The 18,091-nt window shown below is 45.1% G+C and carries 19 protein-coding genes; 14 read left to right on the forward strand and 5 right to left on the reverse strand.

The features are described 5' to 3' along the window. Position 1 precedes the first annotated feature (1 nt). The 7 genes from GWR56_RS06245 to GWR56_RS06275 all read left to right on the forward strand — a co-directional run bounded on the left by GWR56_RS06245 (position 2) and on the right by GWR56_RS06275 (position 5,021). Positions 2-802 (forward strand): S1/P1 nuclease, encoded by an 801-nt coding sequence (locus GWR56_RS06245; protein WP_162430278.1) that lies wholly within the window; start codon positions 2-4, stop codon positions 800-802. A gap of 31 nt (positions 803-833) precedes the next feature. Further along, positions 834-1,223 carry a hypothetical protein gene (locus GWR56_RS06250; protein WP_162430279.1) on the forward strand — a complete coding sequence of 130 codons (390 nt, stop codon included), beginning with the start codon at positions 834-836 and terminating at the stop codon, positions 1,221-1,223. Positions 1,224-1,263: 40 nt separating this feature from the next. Continuing rightward, positions 1,264-1,749, forward strand: coding sequence for a DUF3347 domain-containing protein (locus GWR56_RS06255; protein WP_162430280.1), 486 nt, complete (start codon positions 1,264-1,266; stop codon positions 1,747-1,749). Between the two features lie 94 nt (positions 1,750-1,843). After that, positions 1,844-2,236, forward strand: a complete 393-nt coding sequence (locus GWR56_RS06260; protein ID WP_162430281.1) for a hypothetical protein — start codon at positions 1,844-1,846, stop codon at positions 2,234-2,236. A gap of 58 nt (positions 2,237-2,294) precedes the next feature. Further along, positions 2,295-2,795, forward strand: a complete 501-nt coding sequence (locus GWR56_RS06265) for a heavy-metal-associated domain-containing protein (protein WP_162430282.1) — start codon at positions 2,295-2,297, stop codon at positions 2,793-2,795. A gap of 21 nt (positions 2,796-2,816) precedes the next feature. Beyond that, positions 2,817-3,614, forward strand: a complete 798-nt coding sequence (locus GWR56_RS06270; RefSeq protein ID WP_162430283.1) for a hypothetical protein — start codon at positions 2,817-2,819, stop codon at positions 3,612-3,614. A gap of 9 nt (positions 3,615-3,623) precedes the next feature. Next, the gene (locus GWR56_RS06275) at positions 3,624-5,021 is read left to right on the forward strand and encodes a hypothetical protein (protein ID WP_162430284.1); all 1,398 of its coding nucleotides are present in this window, start codon (positions 3,624-3,626) and stop codon (positions 5,019-5,021) included. Positions 5,022-5,113: 92 nt separating this feature from the next. Here GWR56_RS06275 and GWR56_RS06280 read toward each other — a convergent pair whose 3' ends face one another. Then, complete coding sequence (locus GWR56_RS06280) at positions 5,114-6,940, reverse strand: FAD-dependent oxidoreductase (RefSeq protein ID WP_162430285.1); 1,827 nt, start codon at positions 6,938-6,940, stop codon at positions 5,114-5,116. A gap of 85 nt (positions 6,941-7,025) precedes the next feature. On the opposite strand from GWR56_RS06280, the gene GWR56_RS06285 reads away from it, so the two are divergent. The 7 genes from GWR56_RS06285 to GWR56_RS06315 all read left to right on the forward strand — a co-directional run bounded on the left by GWR56_RS06285 (position 7,026) and on the right by GWR56_RS06315 (position 11,721). Continuing rightward, complete coding sequence (locus GWR56_RS06285; protein ID WP_162430286.1) at positions 7,026-7,553, forward strand: YfiT family bacillithiol transferase; 528 nt, start codon at positions 7,026-7,028, stop codon at positions 7,551-7,553. A gap of 44 nt (positions 7,554-7,597) precedes the next feature. Next, positions 7,598-7,933 (forward strand): tRNA-binding protein, encoded by a 336-nt coding sequence (locus GWR56_RS06290; protein ID WP_162430287.1) that lies wholly within the window; start codon positions 7,598-7,600, stop codon positions 7,931-7,933. Continuing rightward, positions 7,930-8,304 (forward strand): SdpI family protein, encoded by a 375-nt coding sequence (locus GWR56_RS06295; protein WP_162430288.1) that lies wholly within the window; start codon positions 7,930-7,932, stop codon positions 8,302-8,304. The genes GWR56_RS06290 and GWR56_RS06295 overlap by 4 nt, the downstream gene beginning before the upstream one ends. Beyond that, positions 8,304-8,777: a nucleoside deaminase gene (locus GWR56_RS06300; RefSeq protein WP_162430289.1), complete on the forward strand. Its 474-nt coding sequence runs from the start codon at positions 8,304-8,306 to the stop codon at positions 8,775-8,777. The genes GWR56_RS06295 and GWR56_RS06300 overlap by 1 nt, the downstream gene beginning before the upstream one ends. Positions 8,778-8,965: 188 nt before the next feature. Further along, positions 8,966-9,577: a superoxide dismutase gene (locus GWR56_RS06305; protein ID WP_162430290.1), complete on the forward strand. Its 612-nt coding sequence runs from the start codon at positions 8,966-8,968 to the stop codon at positions 9,575-9,577. Positions 9,578-9,707: 130 nt separating this feature from the next. Next, complete coding sequence (locus tag GWR56_RS06310) at positions 9,708-10,703, forward strand: zinc-binding dehydrogenase (RefSeq protein WP_162430291.1); 996 nt, start codon at positions 9,708-9,710, stop codon at positions 10,701-10,703. Positions 10,704-10,707: 4 nt separating this feature from the next. Beyond that, positions 10,708-11,721, forward strand: coding sequence for a ferredoxin--NADP reductase (locus GWR56_RS06315; protein ID WP_162430292.1), 1,014 nt, complete (start codon positions 10,708-10,710; stop codon positions 11,719-11,721). Between the two features lie 33 nt (positions 11,722-11,754). Here the strand turns inward: GWR56_RS06315 and GWR56_RS06320 are convergent, their stop codons facing one another. From GWR56_RS06320 to GWR56_RS06335, 4 genes are all read right to left on the reverse strand, one after another. Then, on the reverse strand, positions 11,755-12,939 hold the full coding sequence (locus GWR56_RS06320; RefSeq protein WP_162430293.1) for a PepSY domain-containing protein: 1,185 nt from the start codon (positions 12,937-12,939) through the stop codon (positions 11,755-11,757). A gap of 3 nt (positions 12,940-12,942) precedes the next feature. Beyond that, on the reverse strand, positions 12,943-15,336 hold the full coding sequence (locus GWR56_RS06325; RefSeq protein ID WP_202925382.1) for a TonB-dependent receptor: 2,394 nt from the start codon (positions 15,334-15,336) through the stop codon (positions 12,943-12,945). Positions 15,337-15,594: 258 nt separating this feature from the next. After that, the gene (locus tag GWR56_RS06330) at positions 15,595-16,248 is read right to left on the reverse strand and encodes a hypothetical protein (RefSeq protein WP_162430295.1); all 654 of its coding nucleotides are present in this window, start codon (positions 16,246-16,248) and stop codon (positions 15,595-15,597) included. A 140-nt stretch (positions 16,249-16,388) separates the two neighbouring features. After that, positions 16,389-18,089: a sodium/solute symporter gene (locus GWR56_RS06335; protein WP_162430296.1), complete on the reverse strand. Its 1,701-nt coding sequence runs from the start codon at positions 18,087-18,089 to the stop codon at positions 16,389-16,391. Between the last annotated feature and the right edge of the window lie 2 nt (positions 18,090-18,091).

Consider the following 18,091-nt stretch of genomic DNA (forward strand, 5'->3'; position numbering starts at 1 on the left):
AATGAACATTACGTTAGTAAAAAAAATATTTGTAGGTATCGCCATCATGTACATGCCGGTACAAGCCATGGCCTGGGGCACCAATGGGCACCGTATTAGCGGGCAAATTGCCGATAGCTACCTAACCCCTAAAGCAAGGGCGGCAATTAAGGCCATTTTGGGTAACGAATCGATAGCCATGGCCAGCAACTGGGCCGACTTCATTAAGTCTGACCCGCAATACAAGTACCTTTCATCGTGGCATTATGTAGACTTTGACAAAGAGTACAACTATCCCGAGATGCAGGCTTTTTTGAAGCAGGATACCGCCACCGATGCTTACACCAAATTAAACTTTTTAATAGGCGAGCTAAAACGGAAGAACATCACTAAAAGCAATAAAGTACTTGCCCTGCGCATGCTGATACACATTGTGGAAGATATACACCAGCCTATGCATACGGCGCATACAGCCGATAAGGGCGGTAACGATATAAAAGTAACGTGGTTTAACAACCCAACCAACCTGCACTCGATCTGGGATAGCCAGCTGATAGATTTTCAACAGTTGAGCTACACGGAATATGTTAGCTGGATAAACCATACCACAACCGCGCAGCGCTTGCAGTGGCAAAAAGCGCCCATTAGCCAGTGGCTGTTCGAGTCGAGCCAGATTGCCGGCAAAATTTACGCCGGCACAAAAGATGGCGACAAGATCAATGTATATAAATACAATTTCGATTATATTGATACATTGAACAACCAGCTGCTGAAAGGCGGCGTTAGGTTAGCCGGGTTATTGAATCAGCTATTTGGAGCGTAGCCGTTGAAGGTTGTAAAGTTTTAATGTTGAAATGAACACTAAGATAATAATGATATTAAGTGCCCTGTTTTTGGCGATTATAGGCATGGGGCTTACTTTTTTTCCGCAGGAAATAAATGCCGGTATAGGTATCGGGCCAAATAAATACTTTACACTTATCATTCAAATTTTAGGCGGTTTGTATTTTGGTTTCGCAATGATCAACTGGATGGCAAAGGGTAGTATCGTTGGCGGTATTTATAACAGGCCAATTGTTATCGGCAACTTCGCGCATTTTTTTATTGGGGGCATAGCTTTGGTTAAAGCTGTTTTGGCAGATGCCAGTCTGCCCGCTGCTGTTTGGCTATTGGCAGGCATTTATACGCTGTTTGCAATTGTGTTTGGAATATTATTTAACAGGCACCCTGCTGCACAGGCTTAACAGTACTACTACATCAATTTTACACGTTAATATATCAATTATGAAAAAGACATTTTTAAGCATCTTACTTGTGCTGTCCATCATCGTGGCAAAAGCACAAAACACGGGTATCGATAAATTAACGTCATCGTACATGGGTGTAAAGAACGCGCTGGTGGGCAGCAATGCTCAACTCGTGAAAACACGCTCGGCCGAATTGCTTGCCGCCCTTTCTGCACCGGTTAAAGGCTTGCAGCCCGCCCAACAGAAACTAATGACCACTTACCTGGAGAAGCTGAAATTTGATAGCCGCCACATGAGTGAAAATGGTGCTTTAGATCACCAGCGCGAACATTTCGAAAACCTGTCTAAAAACATGTACGCCTTACTATCGGGCTTAAAGCTGAATAGTACCACTATTTACCAGCAATATTGCCCTATGAAAAAAGCCGCATGGTTAAGCGAAACTGAAGAGATACGCAATCCGTACTATGGCGATGATATGCTGGAATGTGGTAAGGTAACCGCTACTTTAAAAGGGCAATAGTATTTAACTGTATTGATCTTAATTAAACAAGTTATTTCATAAATAATTGAATTAAGTGTTTGAAATCAGATACTTAATACTGTATTTTTGTGCTATGTTAAAAAAGGCAGGCGTATTGATCTTGGTATTGATGTACATGGTTACATCATCGGGCTTTGCCATTAATTTACATTATTGCGGCAACAAGGTTGTTGCCGTAAAAGTAAATGCCCCGCCAAAAAGCTGCGCCAAGCCTCTTGCAAGCAATAAAATGAAATGCTGCAAGGACACCAAGGTTGACGTAAAAGTTAAAGACAGCCACGAAAGTCAGCCCAATTCATCGATACCTAAAAGCACAACTGTTGATTTGCCGGGCCTATCTCTGGGCGATTTTTTAATGCCGGCCCAGCAGGCATTAGTTGATTTGCTTTTTGATCGCGCTCCGCCCGATGCGGCTCCGAAGCAAAATGTGCCGGTGTTTATCAAAAATCGAACTTTGAAGATCTGATAGTTAGCTATATCCCATTAGAGTTAACTTATCAATTTCAAATTCAATTTTTACAGTCATGAAGACGTTTAAAATATCTATAGTACTTTTTATAGCAACCATCACGGCTGCTAAAGCTCAGTTCACCAAAGCCGAATTACAAGTTAGCGGTTTAACCTGCTCGCTTTGCGCTCGCACTACCGAAAAATCATTAAAGGCACTACCTTTTGTAAGCGAGATTAAACCCGACCTGATTCGCAACGTTTACTTTATCACCTTTAAAAATGATGTGCCGGTAGATTTTGAGCAGATCAGCAAAAAGGTCAGAAGTTCGGGCTTTTCGGTAAATTATTTAAAAACCACTTTTAATTTTGATAAAACCACGGTTGCCGATAACGCGTTTACCTACGGGGCCAATAATTATAAGCTTTTAAACGCCGACAAGCCGCTTACAGGTCCGGTAGTTTTAACTATTGTCGATCAGGGTTTCGCGCCAAAATCCATTACCAAAAAGCACCTGGGTAAAAATCCCGAAGAAGTGCCAACCGCTACCGGCCGCACCTATCATTTAGCTATATAAGCGCTCATAAACATTTAATTTATGAGAGTTATTTTATTGGCTTTTTGCCTTACGGCATTGGCATGCGCTGTACATGCGCAAGAATTATATGTAAATACCGAACCTGCCAGCAACATGGCTGCACATTCGCTTGGTATACGGCTGGAAAATCAGGGCTTTAATTCATCAGGGTTTAAAAATCGCACAACATTAGAAGCTATGTACGGCGTAAGCGGTAAGCTGATGATGCACGGAGCGTTATATACGTCAAATTTTCAGCAAAACAGCCAGCGTTTTGAGGGGGGAAGCATTTACGGAAAATACAGGTTTCTATCCGTTGATACGGTTCAGGCGCATTTTCGGGGAGCCGTGTTCGCAAAGGCAGCCGTAAGCCGCAACCCCTACACTATGCAGGAGATAGCCTTTGAGGGCGATAACTCGGGCTTGCAGGCGGGCATGGTGTTTACGCAATTGCTGCATAAACTGGCATTTTCAGGTTCGGCAAGCTATTTACGCGGAATAGACAATGCCAATACTTATGGCCAAGTTACTGGCGCGAAGTCGGCCCTGGCGTATACTATAAGTGCCGGCTATTTGCTGTTGCCAAAGCGGTATACCAGTTATAAGCAGGTAAACTTAAACCTGTATGCCGAGTTGCTGGGCAAAACTAATCCCGGCTATGCGCAAAGCTATGTTGATATAGCCCCTGCCGTGCAATTTATATTCAACAGCGTTTGCCGGCTCGATATATCCTATCGTACGCCTTTATACAATAACATGCTGCGCAACAGTGCCAATATGTACCTGGTACGGTTCGAGTACAATTTTTTTAACTTATAAATATCAACCATGAAAAATTATATAACTCTGTTTGGTGTGCTGATGCTGGCGGTAAACGTCAATGCGCAGCAAATGGATCACATGCAACATGATAATACAAAAAACGCCAAACCGCACGATCATGCTAAAATGATGGCGGCGATGGGCAACGATACTACCCGCCATATGGGGATGAGCAGTCAGTTTTCCTTAGACCTGCCGATGAACCGCGATGGCTCAGGTACCTCGTGGGTGCCCGATGAAACGCCGATGTACATGTATATGGTACACGGGAAAAAGTGGATGCACATGTTTCACGGAAGCTTTTTTGCACGCTATAACAAGCAGGACCTGTTTAACAAGGGCCAGCGTGGAGATAGTAAATTTGATGTGCCAAACTGGTTTATGTATATGGCTCAGCGTAAGGTAGGAAGCAATGGTTTGTTTGCTGTGAATACCATGTTCTCGTTTGATCCTTTCACCGTTGGCGCGGGCGGATACCCGCTGCTGTATCAAACCGGCGAATCGTATAAAGGCAATAAACTGGTAGACCGTCAGCATCCGCATGACTTGTTTGCCGAACTCAGTGTAGCTTACACCCACCGGGTAGCTAAAAATACCGACATTTCGCTATCGGTAGGGATGCCCGGTGAGCCGGCGCTCGGTCCGCCGGTGTTTATGCACCGTATCTCGGCCATGAATAACCCCGATGCGCCCCTGAGCCATCATTATGCAGATGCCACGCACATTACCTTTGGTACGGCCACGCTGGGTTTACGCTATAAAAATGTGAAGCTGGAGGGCTCAGTTTTTACAGGCCGCGAACCTGATGAGCACCGGTACGATTTTGATAAGCCCAGGTTTAATTCATACTCGGTGCGCCTGTCGGTAAATCCATCCAGGGAATGGGCCTTACAGGTTTCAAACGGCTGGCTGCACAGCCCCGAAGAAGCCGAACCCCAGGATAATGTGAACCGCTTTACCGCATCGGCCATACACACCAAAATGCTGGGCAATAACAGCTACGTAGCCACCACCCTGGTATATGGGCAAAACCGGCATCACGGCAAAACGCAGCCCGCTATATTGCTTGAGAACAGCCTGCAATTAAAAAAAACCGCCATTTACAGCCGTTACGAATATGTGCAAAAGGATGCAGGCGAGATGGATCTGGATGCAGTATTTCCCGGCGACCCTAATTTTAACATTAACGCCATAACCCTGGGGGCAAACCGTATACTAACCACCGTTAAACAAACCAACCTTACCTTGGGGCTTCAGGCAACACTCAATGCCTCGCCCAAAGCGCTAAGGCCATTATATGGCGATGCTCCGGTTGGTTTCCAGGTGTACCTGCGTATTACGCCCTCACTGATGAAAATGGGCGGTGCAAAACACAAAGTGGATCATGATATGATGGATATGTAATATAAAAGGCGCGAAAGCGCCTTTTATTCTTCCCTTAAAAGAAAACCTTATTAAACAGCTCAGTCAATCAGCCGTTCAACAATCGCTTCATGTTAATTAATAAACTTTCCGCTCATATCCACTTTTCGTGCAAAGGGGTTAAAAAAGCGGTTGGCCAGCACGGCAAATTCGCGGCGGGTGACCGGGCGAGTAGCGTCAAAGCCGGTGGTAAATTTGTAATAAGTTTTCCAGGTTTTCTGGATGCCGTCCTGCAGGTTTTTCGGGTCGCGCAGGGTCATTTCGCTGATGTACGATAGCAGGTTACCTATAGTAAACAGTTCGCCCGGCTTCTCCTTATTAAACCATAAAAATGCCCGCGAGTATATCTCGTTTAAAAAGGGTTTTATTTCGGCTGTATGTACAACGCTGTCGGGCATGAACAATACCCGCGCGCTGTTGCCATTTGGTTTTTGTATGCCTTGCAGTAAACCGGTGGCGCCTATCTGCTGTATGGCGCGGTAATCGCGGTCGGTGGTTTTAATGTCGGCAAAGGGCATCAGCATACCTTTAAAGTCAAGTATCTCGCCCTGAATGATGCGTGGTTTTAAATTTTTGGTAGTGGTTTCAAAAAATATGCAGTAGGCCGCGGTGGCGCCAACGCCCTGCCCAAGCGTCATCTGTACGGACGGGTAACTGATACTGCTATTTACCAAGTGCGTAACTGACATGGCCTTTTCTGTAACCAGTAAATTCTCCTGTTCTTTAACAACCACCGCGCCAAGCGGGATAGAATAAGCAGGGAACGGCGGGTAATTGATGTGAGGCGCACCCGGTATACTGTAATGTTGCCCCGGCAAGGCATCGCCCACGGCAATACTGGTGCGGTATAGCTGCGAGCCGCGGGTATAGGGTGTATAAATGTCGTCAAGCACCATACGCACCATCCCAGCTGCCCGGCGGTTCTCGCGGATCAACGGCAAATAGGGGAGATGGTCGGTTGTTTTAAAATCATCAGTAAGGCCAAGGTTTTTAAAACCAAGGCGGGTTTGCAGGTAGTAAATAAGCCCCAGTGTGCGCAGTTTTGCCTTTTTGAATGTGGCCTCGCGGTTTTCCGGATTCAGGTCGTCGCTGGTTATAGGGTATTGATTTGCGCAGTCGCTCCAATTGATCAGATATTTATCATTTGGCAACTTGGCCGATGCCAGCATTTTTTTGATATCCGCGTTGTTTAGGCAAGCGTATTGCGTAGCATCATAGCCCGCAGGTTGGGGGATGGTACGATCAATACCACGGCCATAATCTTTTAAAATTGCCAGATAACTGATATCCTGTATCTGGTTGGTGGCATTTTGGGGTGCCAGTTCCTCTTTTGTATCGGTACGGCTGTCAAACCCCGCTGTTAGTAATACGCCAGCAGCTGCGGCTACATCGCCCAGTTCGGTAGCATCAACCACCAGTTTAGCTTTTATGGTAACCGCCTTGCCGCTCTGCATAATGGTGATCTCCCAACCTGTGCCATCTTTTTTTACAGCTGTAAAAGGTGTGTTCATCTTAACGGTGAGGTTTTTAACCGTATCGGTTATGCGTTTAAGTATCGCCGCGCCGGTGTAGGGTTCAAATACCAGCGGGGCGTTTGTGGTGGTATCGTACCCCAGGCGTGGCTTATACAATTCGCGTATATGATTTTTAAATTCAGCGTAGATTCCCGATGCTAAGGTGCGGTTACCTTCCAGTATACACATCCCGCCGCTGGTCATGCTGCCGCCAAGCCAGGGGCCCGGTTCAATCAGTATCGTCTTGATTTTGCTGCGGGCACTTTGGATGGCTGCCGCCACGCCGCTTGCACCGCCACCTACAACTAATACATCGGTACGTATAGTTTCGGCAAAGCCGGCAAAACATTTAAAGAACAGTAATAACAGGAGTAATTTTTTATACATCTTAAAGCAAAATAACACTAAAACGCTAATTTAGCCCAATTCCTTATGGAATAACAAAAATTTAGATACATCCTAACCAAAGACCATGACAGACGAGCAAATGCGTTACCCGATAGGGAAGTTTGTGGCGCCGGTATCATACACAGACGATGCCATGCGCCGCTGGATACATGATATCGCAACATTGCCAGGCCGCGTACGCGAAGCCATTATAGGGCTTAATTATAACCAGCTTGACACCCAATACCGTGCCGGCGGCTGGACGTTGCGGCAAGTAGTACACCACCTGGCTGATAGCCACATGAACTCGTTATGCCGCTTTAAGCTGGCCCTTACCGAAGATACCCCAACCATTAAGCCTTATGACGAAACAGGCTGGGCCCTGCAGCCCGATTACCGCCTGCCGGTAGAGCCATCGCTAAAAATGCTCGACGGTATTCATCAGCATATGGTGGCCCTTTTTGAGAGTTTTACCGAAGATCAATGGAACCGCACATTTATACACCCCGAGTCGGGCAGTGTTACGCCGCTAAAGAAGAATCTTGCGTTGTATGCGTGGCATGGTAATCACCATTTAGCGCATTTAACCGAAACGGTTAAGAAGTTTAAGTAAGTGTGAATCCGCATAATCAACATCCACCCGCTACCTTTGCATTTATGGAAACCATATCCTGGAACGATTTTGAAAAAGTGGAACTGCGTGCCGGAACTATACTTGAGGTAACCGATTTCCCCGAGGCCCGTAAACCTGCGTATAAACTTAAGGTTGATTTTGGGCCGCTGGGCATTAAACAAAGCAGCGCGCAGATCACCAAACATTACACAAAAGAGGAGTTGCCGGGCAGGCAGATACTGGGGGTAATTAATTTCCCCAAAAAACAGATAGCCAATTTTATGTCGGAGTTTTTGGTTACCGGCCTGGCCGATGAAAACGGCGATATTGTGCTAACTGCAATAGATAAACCTGTGCCCAATGGCAGCAAGCTGATATGATATTTGTAAACTGGATAATAGGCCCGCACCTGATAGGTTTGATATTTATATTGGCAGGTATGATACAAAAGCGTTATCCGCCTAAAGAAATAAATAGCCTTTATGGTTACCGCACTGCCCTGTCTATGAAAAATCAGCAAAATTGGGATGAGGGTAACCGTTATTCCACCGCGCTGATCATTAAATGCGGTTGGGCGCTGGTAGTAGCCGGGCTTGTTATAACAGGGTTATTAAACATGGTATTGTTAAGCGCCCAAATAACAGCGCTTATAAAAGTCGGTTTGATGCTGGCAGGTGCTTTTGTTACGGTCATCATACTTTTCAGGGCTACCGAAAAACATTTAAAGAACAAATTTGAACAAAACACCTGATGCGATATGTAACTTTTGGCGATGAGCAGCCCGCTATCTCTCCCGATGAATTTTTTATGAACGAGGCCTTAAAAGAGGCCCGGCTGGCTTTGCAGGAAGATGAGATACCTATTGGCGCGGTTGTGGTGTGTAAGGGGCAGATCATTGGCCGTGGTCATAACCTTACCGAGCGGCTTAACGATGTATCGGCCCATGCCGAAATGCAGGCCCTGACAGCGGCTGCGAATTATATGGGAGGTAAATACCTGCCCGAGTGTACACTGTATGTTACTTTAGAGCCTTGCGTAATGTGCGCCGGGGCAAGCTATTGGTTCCAGATAGGGCGCATAGTTTTTGGCGCGTACGATACCAAACGCGGTTTTGGCCGGCTTAACCAAGCCATCACTCACCCAAAAACCTTAATAACCGGCGGTATACATGAAAACGATTGCGCGCAACTGGTGAAAGATTTTTTTAAGGGAAAGAGGAATTAGGAATCAGAAAGTCCGATGTCAGAGAGTCGGAAAGACAAAATTTTCCGCAGCTGTCTTTCTGACTCCCGACATCCCGGACTTTCCGACTCTCTTAACAAAAACTTGACATTGATATAGAACAATTACCTGTCTCAACCCTTATATTTGCTACATCACACACGAAAGTTTTAACCTTAAATTTTAATATTATGGCATTTACACTACCGGCGTTACCCTACGCTACCGATGCTCTGGAACCGCACATTGATAAAGCTACGATGGAAATTCACCATGGTAAGCACCACCAGGCTTATGTTACCAATTTAAACAAGGCCTTAGAAGGTAAACCGGAGGCTGATGGTAATATTGAAGACATCATCAAAAATATTTCGAAGTTCCCGACCGCCGTGCGCAACAACGGTGGCGGCCACTATAACCACTCTTTATTCTGGACCATATTATCGCCGAATGGTGGTGGCGAGCCTGCTGGCGCGCTGGCCGATGCTATCAAAAGCACTTTCGGTTCGTTTGCCGATTTTAAAACTAAGGTATCAGAAGCGGGTGCTACCCGTTTTGGATCGGGCTGGGCGTGGTTAATTGTAACAGCCGATAAAAAGCTGGCAATAACATCAACCCCTAACCAGGATAACCCTTTAATGGATATTGCCGAAGTAAAAGGCACACCAATTTTGGGTATCGACGTATGGGAACACGCGTATTACTTAAAATACCAGAACCGCCGCCCCGATTACCTGGCCGCAATCTGGAATGTGATTAACTGGAACCACGTTTCGGAATTATATACAAAAGCCATTGCTTAAACCCACAAGCCCTGCGCTAATGGCGAGGGTTTAACTACAGAGCGGCAGTTGGAAACAATCTGCCGCTTTTTTTATTTTTATTTTACACACCACGCCGTCGCCCGCAATGGCGTGGATTGACTATTACACTATGAAAGCCGTTGTATTAGAATCAGCAGAAAACCCTCTGGTTATAAAAGATGTTGCCAAACCCACGCCCGGCGCGGGAGAAGTATTGGTGCAGGTAAAAGCTGCTGCCCTAAACCGCCGCGACTGGTGGATAACCCAGGGCAAGTATGCCGGAATAAAATATCCAACCATATTGGGCGCTGATGGTGCAGGAGTTGTAAGCGATGCCGGTGATGGCGCTAAAGAATGGCTGGGCAAAGAAGTGATCATTAACCCATCACACAACTGGGGCGAACATGCGGAGTTTCAATCGAAAGAATTTAAAATACTGGGCTTGCCCGATGATGGAACTATGGCCGAGTATGTTTTGGTAAAGGCGGAGTACCTTTATTCAAAACCGGCGCATTTGACATTTGAGCAGGCATCAGCGCTGCCTTTAGCGGGTATAACATCGTACCGCGCATTATTTACAAAAGCACATATTAAAAAGGGCGATAAGGTGCTGATCGTTGGTGTAGGCGCAGGCACGGGCACTTTTTTGCTGCAATTTGCTTTGGCCGCCGGCGCCAAGGTTTTTGTAACATCAGGCACCGGCGAGAAGATAGAACAGGCCAGGCAGCTCGGCGCCTGCGCGGGTGTAAATTACAAAGCGCAGGATTGGGCGCAGGAGTTGAAGCATTTTGCGGGAGGAGGCTTTGACATTATTGTTGACAGCGCGCTTGGCCCCGATTTTGCCAGGATGCCCGATCTTTGCAACCCCGGCGGGCGCATAGTATTTTTTGGCGGTACAGCGGGTAATATCCCTGAATTAAATGCCCGGCCTATATTCTGGAAACAATTACAGATCATAGGGACGACGATGGGCACACAACAGGATTTTAAAGCCATGCTTGACTTTGTTAATTTACATAAAATAGTACCGGTGGTTGATGATGTGTACCCTTTAGCAGATGCTTCAAAAGCTTTTGATAAAATGGGTGCCGCAACGCAGTTCGGTAAAATTGTGATCAAGATCTGAGCTGATGCTGCAATTAAGAGTTGATGAAATAAAATGGGAACTGCCCGATACGGCCACATTTTACCTTGTTGAAGCGCAGGGCCGCCACGTGGCATATAGAGCCGGGCAATTCCTCACACTGATATTTAATCACCACAGCCAGGAGATACGGCGCTCATACTCGTTAAGCTCTTCGCCTGATGAAGACCGGCCGGCTATAACTGTTAAACGGGTTAGCAATGGCGAAATATCGCGTTTTCTGCTCACAAAAGTTAAGATAGGGGATGTATTATCCGCGGCCGAACCCGCGGGGGTCTTTACCGTTACCGGGCATCCGCCTGAGAAGGACATTTTGTTGTTTGCTGCAGGGAGCGGAATTACACCCATATTCTCGATCATTAAGTATGTCCTAAAACGCGCCGGAAAGAGCAAGCTGCACCTGATCTACAGTTCTCAGGATAGTAACTCCGTTTTGTTCGAAGCAGAGCTGAATGCTTTACAGGTGCTACATCCAGATAGGTTAAACATTACCTATTTATTAAGCAGCCATGCAAACCGCCTAACCAATATCAAGGTTGAGCAACTGGTAAACATGCAATTGGAATTTGACAGGAATAAAGCGAAATTTTACCTTTGCGGGCCCTTTGTGTACATGCGGATGATCAGGCTTACCCTGCTGTACATGGGTATCGGACCAAGGCAAATACATAAAGAGAATTTTGTACTGGAAACTGTGCCCGTTACCGGCAGCCAAACCAATTACCCACCTCGGAATATCAGTGTTAACTTTAACAACGAACAACATAATATAGTAGCGGGCGAAAACCAATCCATATTGCAGGCTGCCTTGCAAAACAATGTACCATTACCCTATAGCTGCCGCAGCGGGATCTGCTCGGCCTGTGTAGCGTTTTGCAAAACCGGTAGGGTAGAGATGGCCAAAAACGAAGTGCTTACCGATGATGACCTTGCCAAGGGCTGGATACTCACCTGCACAGGCCATGCGTTGACGGATGATGTGGAGATTGAGTATAGGTAAGTTTTAGCTGTAATACTGATCGATAAAGCGGACTTAACCCTTTGTCTCTAAAACCATCCGTCTGTGGGTTTTATGGTGCACGGCATTACGCGCTTTGCTTGTTTTAGATCTTGATTTTTTGCGCTTCCCTAACCAGATGATAAACCCGGTTACGGGCAGGCTGGCGCAGATAAGGCTTGCTAAAAACGCGATGATCTTGGTGGTTAAACCGCCTATCTGGCCCACATGGATATCATAATTCATTTCGTTCAGTTTCAGGCCGGGGCTTTTTTTATTGTAGACATATGTTTTTAGCAATTTGCCGTTGTACTTATCAAACTCATAACCACTGGCATATGCGTAATGCATTGATTTAGGATAAGCGCCAACACCAATAGCTCCTGCAACTGCCGGGTCGTTGTGGATTAAAAACATTTCGGCTTTAGGCGATTGCTGCCTGGCATGTGCAAATGCCATATCAACTACAGGTTGTTTGGCAACCCCGGCTTTCTTAAGCGAATCTGACTTAGGCTCCGTTACTTCATCTTCATATCTGATATTCCTGCCAATGTTTGCCGTGTTATATATGGCTCTGCTCACCGGTTCAAATGCTATGGCCAGGCCACTGATAGCAAGTATAATTGCTATGGATGTGGCGTAAAAACCAAGTACGTTATGCAGATCGTAGTTCACCCTGCGCCAGCGGCCTCCCCATTTAATGGTAAAGCTGCGCTTACGGTCGGTTTTGCGTTTAGGCCACCACAAAATAAGGCCGGTTACCATGATCACCATAAAAATGATAACAGCTACCCCAACAACCCATTTGCCTATTGCAGGCGGCAGCAATAAATAGAGGTGTATATACTCAACAATAATAAAAAAATTGGTTGCAGGGGTTTCGGTATGGGTAATTGTACCCGTGTAGGGGTTGATGAATATATAGATGTAACCGTCATTGCCCGTATTAGACAATACTGCAGCCGGCCTTTTTTCACCATAGTAGTACATGTAATCAGGCGATGCCTTCGGGAATTTATGTTTAGCAATATTGATCAGTTGAGATGGCTGCAGATAAGGCTTCCCATGCGACTCTACCCGGCGGTAATCATGCAAAGCGTCCTGTATTTCGTCCTGAAAGCAAAAAATACAACCCGTGATACTTACAATAAACACCACAAGCCCGGAAATAAATCCGAGCCAGCGGTGGCAAAAAAGTAAACCTTTTTTAAATGGGGTCATTACTTACAATTTATATGATGCACTTAAAACAAACTGGCGTAAACGTTGTGGGTTTACCGTTGTAAAACCGGTGTAGTAATGCTTGTCGGTAAGGTTATTGCCTGTTAACCCGATCCGATATTTTGGCCTGTCGAGATATATCGACGCATTTAGTAAGGTGTAAGATGGCAGTTCGAAAGTCCCCTCGCTAATGCTGTTTATGATCTTGTTGTTGCTGGCATAGTTTCCGCCAACGCCTACACCAAGGCCTTTAACAAAGCTTTGCGGTAAACGGTAGCTGATGTAAAGGTTGGCCAGGTAAGGTGACCCCGCCGTGTTCGGGCGCAGGCCCTGTACATTATCTGCCGCCTTCGTAAATTTAGAATCGTTATATGAAAAGCCTGCTACAATGTTTACCGCCGGTATGGGGTTGGCAACCAGTTCGGCTTCGAAACCCTGGCTTAACTGTGTGCCATCCTGAACCTGGCCAAAAACCGGCGAGTTTGGCAAGGGGCGCAATACGTTAGTAACGTTAATTCGATAGTAGCTTATTGTACTGTTTAACTTGCCGTTAAATAAGGATGTTTTTATTCCTCCCTCAATCTGGTTAGCGTTTTGCAAGTCGGCAACGGCAGGCTGGCCATCACCATTTGTATAAACACCGGGGTTAACAAACCCGTTCTGGTAATTGGCAAATAACGAAAGGGCCTCTTTTAACGGTTGATAGATCAACCCAAACTTTGGCGAATATGCAGTTTGATCAAAGGGTTTACTAACCTGTTCGCCATCTACGTTATACGAGCCTTTGTTCTCGTAGCGGTCTACCCGCACGCCAACCGAAGCGATGAGTTTATCCGTTAAGTTAAGCACATCAGACACGTAGGCGCTATACGTATTGGTTTTGTAAATATACGGATATGGCGTGCCCGGGTCTACGGCATCAACCGCTTGCTTATTAAAATTGCCGTAATCAAAATTTGCATCGTTTATGGGGGCATAACCGTATTGATGGTCAAGGAAGATCTGGTGCGAGTTTTGGCGCTGAAAATCTAAACCGAACACAACACGGTTACGCATGCTGCCAATATTAAAATCACCATTGATATTTTCCTGAACCTGGATAGCACCAAGCTTGCTGTTCGCGGTCGACTGGTCATTACGCAGGATGTAGTTGCCTTCACCAGGCAGGTCTGGAGCGTTGTAAGGCGCTGCCATAGCGATAGCGTCCGTTATCAGATAATAGTAAGGGCTCGGGCCATCAGAATAGCTATTTGATGACGAGAAAATGGTTTGCGAAGTGAACTTATCAGATATCTTATACTTAGCCTCTGCAAAGTAGTTTAAACTGCGTGAGTATGAAGTTACATTATCGTTAGCGTAGGCCTGCTTATAGTCTATTTTTAACTGGTTTGCATTGGTAACACCCAGGTCTTTCGGGCTCGACCAGAAAAAGAAGAACGGCTTGGCCGAGCTACGCCCGTAAAACATTTCCGCCTCAAACAGGAAAGACAACCTGTCGCTTGCTTTTACAGAAAGACTTGGGGCAAAGGCAAAAGTGCGGTTTTTACCATAGTTTTGGAAACTGCCCTCGTAGCTATACGCGCCATTTAAACGGAAGGCGATATCAGAACCGATAGGGGTGTTAACATCGATTGTGGTGCGGTTTAGAGCATAACTGCCAACGGACTGACCGATTTCGGCCCCGAAAGTACCGTAAGGCTTTTTGGTGACCCTGTTTATTAACCCACCAAATGAGGTGACTGTGCTGCCGAACAACGTAGCCGAAGGGCCTTTGATAACTTCAATCTTATCGATATTAACAGCGTCGATGCTGCTGGTTACTAAACCGGCTATACCGTTACGAACGCGTGTTTGCGTAGTAAAGCCGCGCAGGGTAAAATAACCGCCGCCATCGCCGGCCCGTCCTGTAGCATCCCACATTTTTTGGATGCCTGAAGCATTTTTTAAGGCATCGTCAACCGTAAATAATTGCTGTTCCTTGATCAGCTCGCTGCTGATAGTGGTATAGCTCTGGGCATTTTCCAGGTTGTCCAATGGTATTTTACCTACGTCGGTACTTACCTTGCGGGTAAAACGGTTTGCCCTGTTAGCAATCACGTTTACTTCTGTAAGTTGCGATAGGCTGGCTTTTATTACTATCTGCGGAACCGTTACGGTTTGATTTGCAAGAACCGTTACAGGTACTTCAACACGCTCTACACCCACATATGATATGATAATGGTATAAGATCCTGACGGTGCCTTAAAAGAAAATTCGCCATTTGACCGGGTGGTTGTGCCATAGCCGGTACCTTCCAGGCCAATTGATACATTGTCGGCAGCTTCGTTTTTCGTAGTTACTACTTTACCCTGAACAGCTCCTTTATTTTGAGCAAAAGATACTTTTGGTAAAAACATTGAAAGCAATGCACTGCATATTGCTAATAGTGTAAGTTGATATTTGACCATTTCTTATTAAGACTAATTATAAATAATGGCCAAAAGTATATTAAGAATATATACTATCCAAATTATTTAGAATAATTATAAATAAGTGATTGAATTGGAGTGAGTAATTTATTAGAATAAGGATATCGTAGGATATATGCAATCCCGCAAACAACTAAAAAGGCCAGAGTTGGAACTCTGGCCTTTTTAAAGTGCTAACAAGCGCTTCTACTTATTGCTAAACTCAATTAGCTTTATCATATCCGCAATATTGTAAATACTCGTATGATTTTCCTTAATAAAGGCGTCGATCTGGTTTTCTTTACCCGGAAATATTTTATCAAGCGATTTGAGGTTATTGACCTGTATAAAATCATTTCCTTTTTTGAGCCAGTAAACTACCTGGTTGTTTATTTTATACCCTTTTTTAAGCTGCATATCATAGCTGCCGGGTTTTTGATTATCCTTTTTGGTGACACCGATAGTACCGCCAATGGCACCTCCAACACCAATTTCATCTGCCGAAGCTTTAACCGCTTTGCCTTTATATTGGGCAAATAAGCTAACAGGTGTTTTAGTAAGTTTTTCGTAGAACACTTTATTTGCCGGTACAAATACAAAGTTTTGGATTACAATACTGTCTATATTGCTAACATCATCAAGGATTAGTTTGCTACCGTTCTGGTCGAACATCATTTCCTGTGTAACGGTATTATAATCAAGAGAGGCCTCAACAGTGGCGCCACCTTTTTGGAAAACGGTACCTGTTTTAAATTCGGGAAATATAAAGGGAGAAGTGGTTTGATTTGCGGTAGCCTGCGCAAAAATGGCTGGTGCACTGAGCAATATAGCAGCAGCGCTTAAAAAAAATGTTTTTTTCAATTTATTAAAGTTTAAGGTTATGTATATGCCTTAGACGGTAAATTTAAGTATTGGTTTAAAATAATATAAATTCTTTTTGGCGAGATAAGCACAAAAAAAGCGGCTTTATGCAAGCCGCTCCGATATTCAGAATTCCTATTTTACCAAAAGAACGAATATAAAGCCACTATAATACCGCCTACTATGAGCGCCCCGGCAGTAAATGCGCGCGAGGTTTTAAACATCGAGGCATCAATTTCCAGGCCGTTGGTTTTAACGCCTTTAGCCTGGTCAATTTTTGAAATGATGATCATCCCTATCACGCAAAGCACAAACACAAAGCCCATACGGTCTATAAAGGGGATCTCATATAGTTTGGTAACTTTATCATCCTGTAAGGCTTGTTTTGCAAAGCCATAAGGGTATAAAAAGCTAAGGTCGGCGAAGCGCGGAAGCAGTTTAAAGAACACTGAAAATATAAAGCCGCCTATGGTAGCAAATAAAGCCGCGTTAGACGATGCCTTTTTCCAGAAGAAGCCCAGGATGAACATGGCAAATATACCCGGCGATACAAAACCGGTGTACTCCTGTATGTATTGGAAACCCTGCTTGCCTTCGCCCATTAAGCGCTCGCCAATTACCAGCGACATTGCAACACCTAAGCCCATAGCTACCAAAACCGACCATTTACCAAATAATACTAACTTTTTTTCGGTGGCCTTGGTGTTGATGGCTTTTTTATAAACATCCAGTGTAAATATGGTAGCTATACTGTTTGCCTTGCCGGCCAGCGAGGCCACTATTGCCGCTGTAAGCGCGGCAAACGATAAGCCCTTTAACCCGGCAGGCAAAAGGTTTAAAAGCGAAGGGTACGCTTTATTTACATCCACAACGCCCGATGAACTTAGCATCTCGTGGTGGAACATCCCCCGTTGATAAAGCACATAAGCTGCTATACCGGGTAATACCACAATAACCGGCATCAGTAGTTTTAAGAAAGCCGCAAACAGGATACCCGCGCGCGCTGTTTTAAGATCGGCGCCTAAGGCCCTTTGTGTAATGTATTGGTTACAGCCCCAGTAGTTAAGGTTAACAATGATCATACCGCCTATTAAAACCGAAAGGCCCGGCATATCCATATAATTTTCGTTCTCTTTCTTAAATATCATATGGAAGTGTTCCGAGGCCTCGTTATGCAATATTTTTAGGCCCGAAAGGATGGAATGGTCGGCTGCGCCTTCTGTTAATTTGCCCAATGCTATGTACGTAGCGGCTAACCCGCCAAGTACCAATACAAACACCTGTATAACGTCGGTATAGCCAATTACCTTCATGCCGCCTAATGTTATAATAACAGCAAATACGGCTAAAGCAATTATACAGAAGTAAATATTTAAGCCTGATATACCGCTTATTGCTAATGCACCAAGGTACAGGATAGACATAAGGTTAACCACGATATATAGCAACAGCCAGAAGATAGCCATAACCATAGCCACTGTGCCGTTATACCGCTGGTGCAAAAACTGCGGCATGGTAAATATTTTGTTCTTTAAATATATGGGGATAAAAAATATCGCTACAATAATGAGCGTTGCTGCCGCCATCCACTCGTATGTAGATATCGCAAGCCCCATTTTAAACGCGGAACCACTGGTACCTATAAATTGCTCGGCAGATATATTTGAGGCTATCAGCGATGCGCCGATTGCCCACCAGGTAAGGGAACCTTCGGCCAAAAAATAATCTTTTGAGGTTGCATCGGTATTGCGTTTACGCTTGTAAATCCAATATCCGTAAAAAGATACGATCAAAAAATAAATAAGGAAGACGATCTTATCGCCAAAGGTAAGAGAGTTCATTT

Origin of the sequence: Mucilaginibacter sp. 14171R-50 (assembly GCF_010093045.1) — a bacterium.
Taxonomy (GTDB): Bacteria; Bacteroidota; Bacteroidia; order Sphingobacteriales; family Sphingobacteriaceae; genus Mucilaginibacter.

Excerpts from the sequence above, each read along its gene's own strand:
- GWR56_RS06250 (WP_162430279.1), top strand. The coding sequence starts at position 834 with ATGAACACTAAGATAATAATGATATTAAGTGCCCTGTTTTTGGCGATT.
- GWR56_RS06325 (WP_202925382.1), bottom strand. The coding sequence starts at position 15,336 with ATGTTTTTACCAAAAGTATCTTTTGCTCAAAATAAAGGAGCTGTTCAG.
- GWR56_RS06315 (WP_162430292.1), top strand. The coding sequence starts at position 10,708 with ATGCTGCAATTAAGAGTTGATGAAATAAAATGGGAACTGCCCGATACG.
- GWR56_RS06270 (WP_162430283.1), top strand. The coding sequence starts at position 2,817 with ATGAGAGTTATTTTATTGGCTTTTTGCCTTACGGCATTGGCATGCGCT.
- GWR56_RS06245 (WP_162430278.1), top strand. The coding sequence starts at position 2 with ATGAACATTACGTTAGTAAAAAAAATATTTGTAGGTATCGCCATCATG.
- GWR56_RS06260 (WP_162430281.1), top strand. The coding sequence starts at position 1,844 with ATGTTAAAAAAGGCAGGCGTATTGATCTTGGTATTGATGTACATGGTT.
- GWR56_RS06295 (WP_162430288.1), top strand. The coding sequence starts at position 7,930 with ATGATATTTGTAAACTGGATAATAGGCCCGCACCTGATAGGTTTGATA.
- GWR56_RS06300 (WP_162430289.1), top strand. The coding sequence starts at position 8,304 with ATGCGATATGTAACTTTTGGCGATGAGCAGCCCGCTATCTCTCCCGAT.
- GWR56_RS06285 (WP_162430286.1), top strand. The coding sequence starts at position 7,026 with ATGACAGACGAGCAAATGCGTTACCCGATAGGGAAGTTTGTGGCGCCG.
- GWR56_RS06305 (WP_162430290.1), top strand. The coding sequence starts at position 8,966 with ATGGCATTTACACTACCGGCGTTACCCTACGCTACCGATGCTCTGGAA.
- GWR56_RS06335 (WP_162430296.1), bottom strand. The coding sequence starts at position 18,089 with ATGAACTCTCTTACCTTTGGCGATAAGATCGTCTTCCTTATTTATTTT.
- GWR56_RS06255 (WP_162430280.1), top strand. The coding sequence starts at position 1,264 with ATGAAAAAGACATTTTTAAGCATCTTACTTGTGCTGTCCATCATCGTG.
- GWR56_RS06290 (WP_162430287.1), top strand. The coding sequence starts at position 7,598 with ATGGAAACCATATCCTGGAACGATTTTGAAAAAGTGGAACTGCGTGCC.
- GWR56_RS06265 (WP_162430282.1), top strand. The coding sequence starts at position 2,295 with ATGAAGACGTTTAAAATATCTATAGTACTTTTTATAGCAACCATCACG.
- GWR56_RS06310 (WP_162430291.1), top strand. The coding sequence starts at position 9,708 with ATGAAAGCCGTTGTATTAGAATCAGCAGAAAACCCTCTGGTTATAAAA.
- GWR56_RS06280 (WP_162430285.1), bottom strand. The coding sequence starts at position 6,940 with ATGTATAAAAAATTACTCCTGTTATTACTGTTCTTTAAATGTTTTGCC.
- GWR56_RS06320 (WP_162430293.1), bottom strand. The coding sequence starts at position 12,939 with ATGACCCCATTTAAAAAAGGTTTACTTTTTTGCCACCGCTGGCTCGGA.
- GWR56_RS06275 (WP_162430284.1), top strand. The coding sequence starts at position 3,624 with ATGAAAAATTATATAACTCTGTTTGGTGTGCTGATGCTGGCGGTAAAC.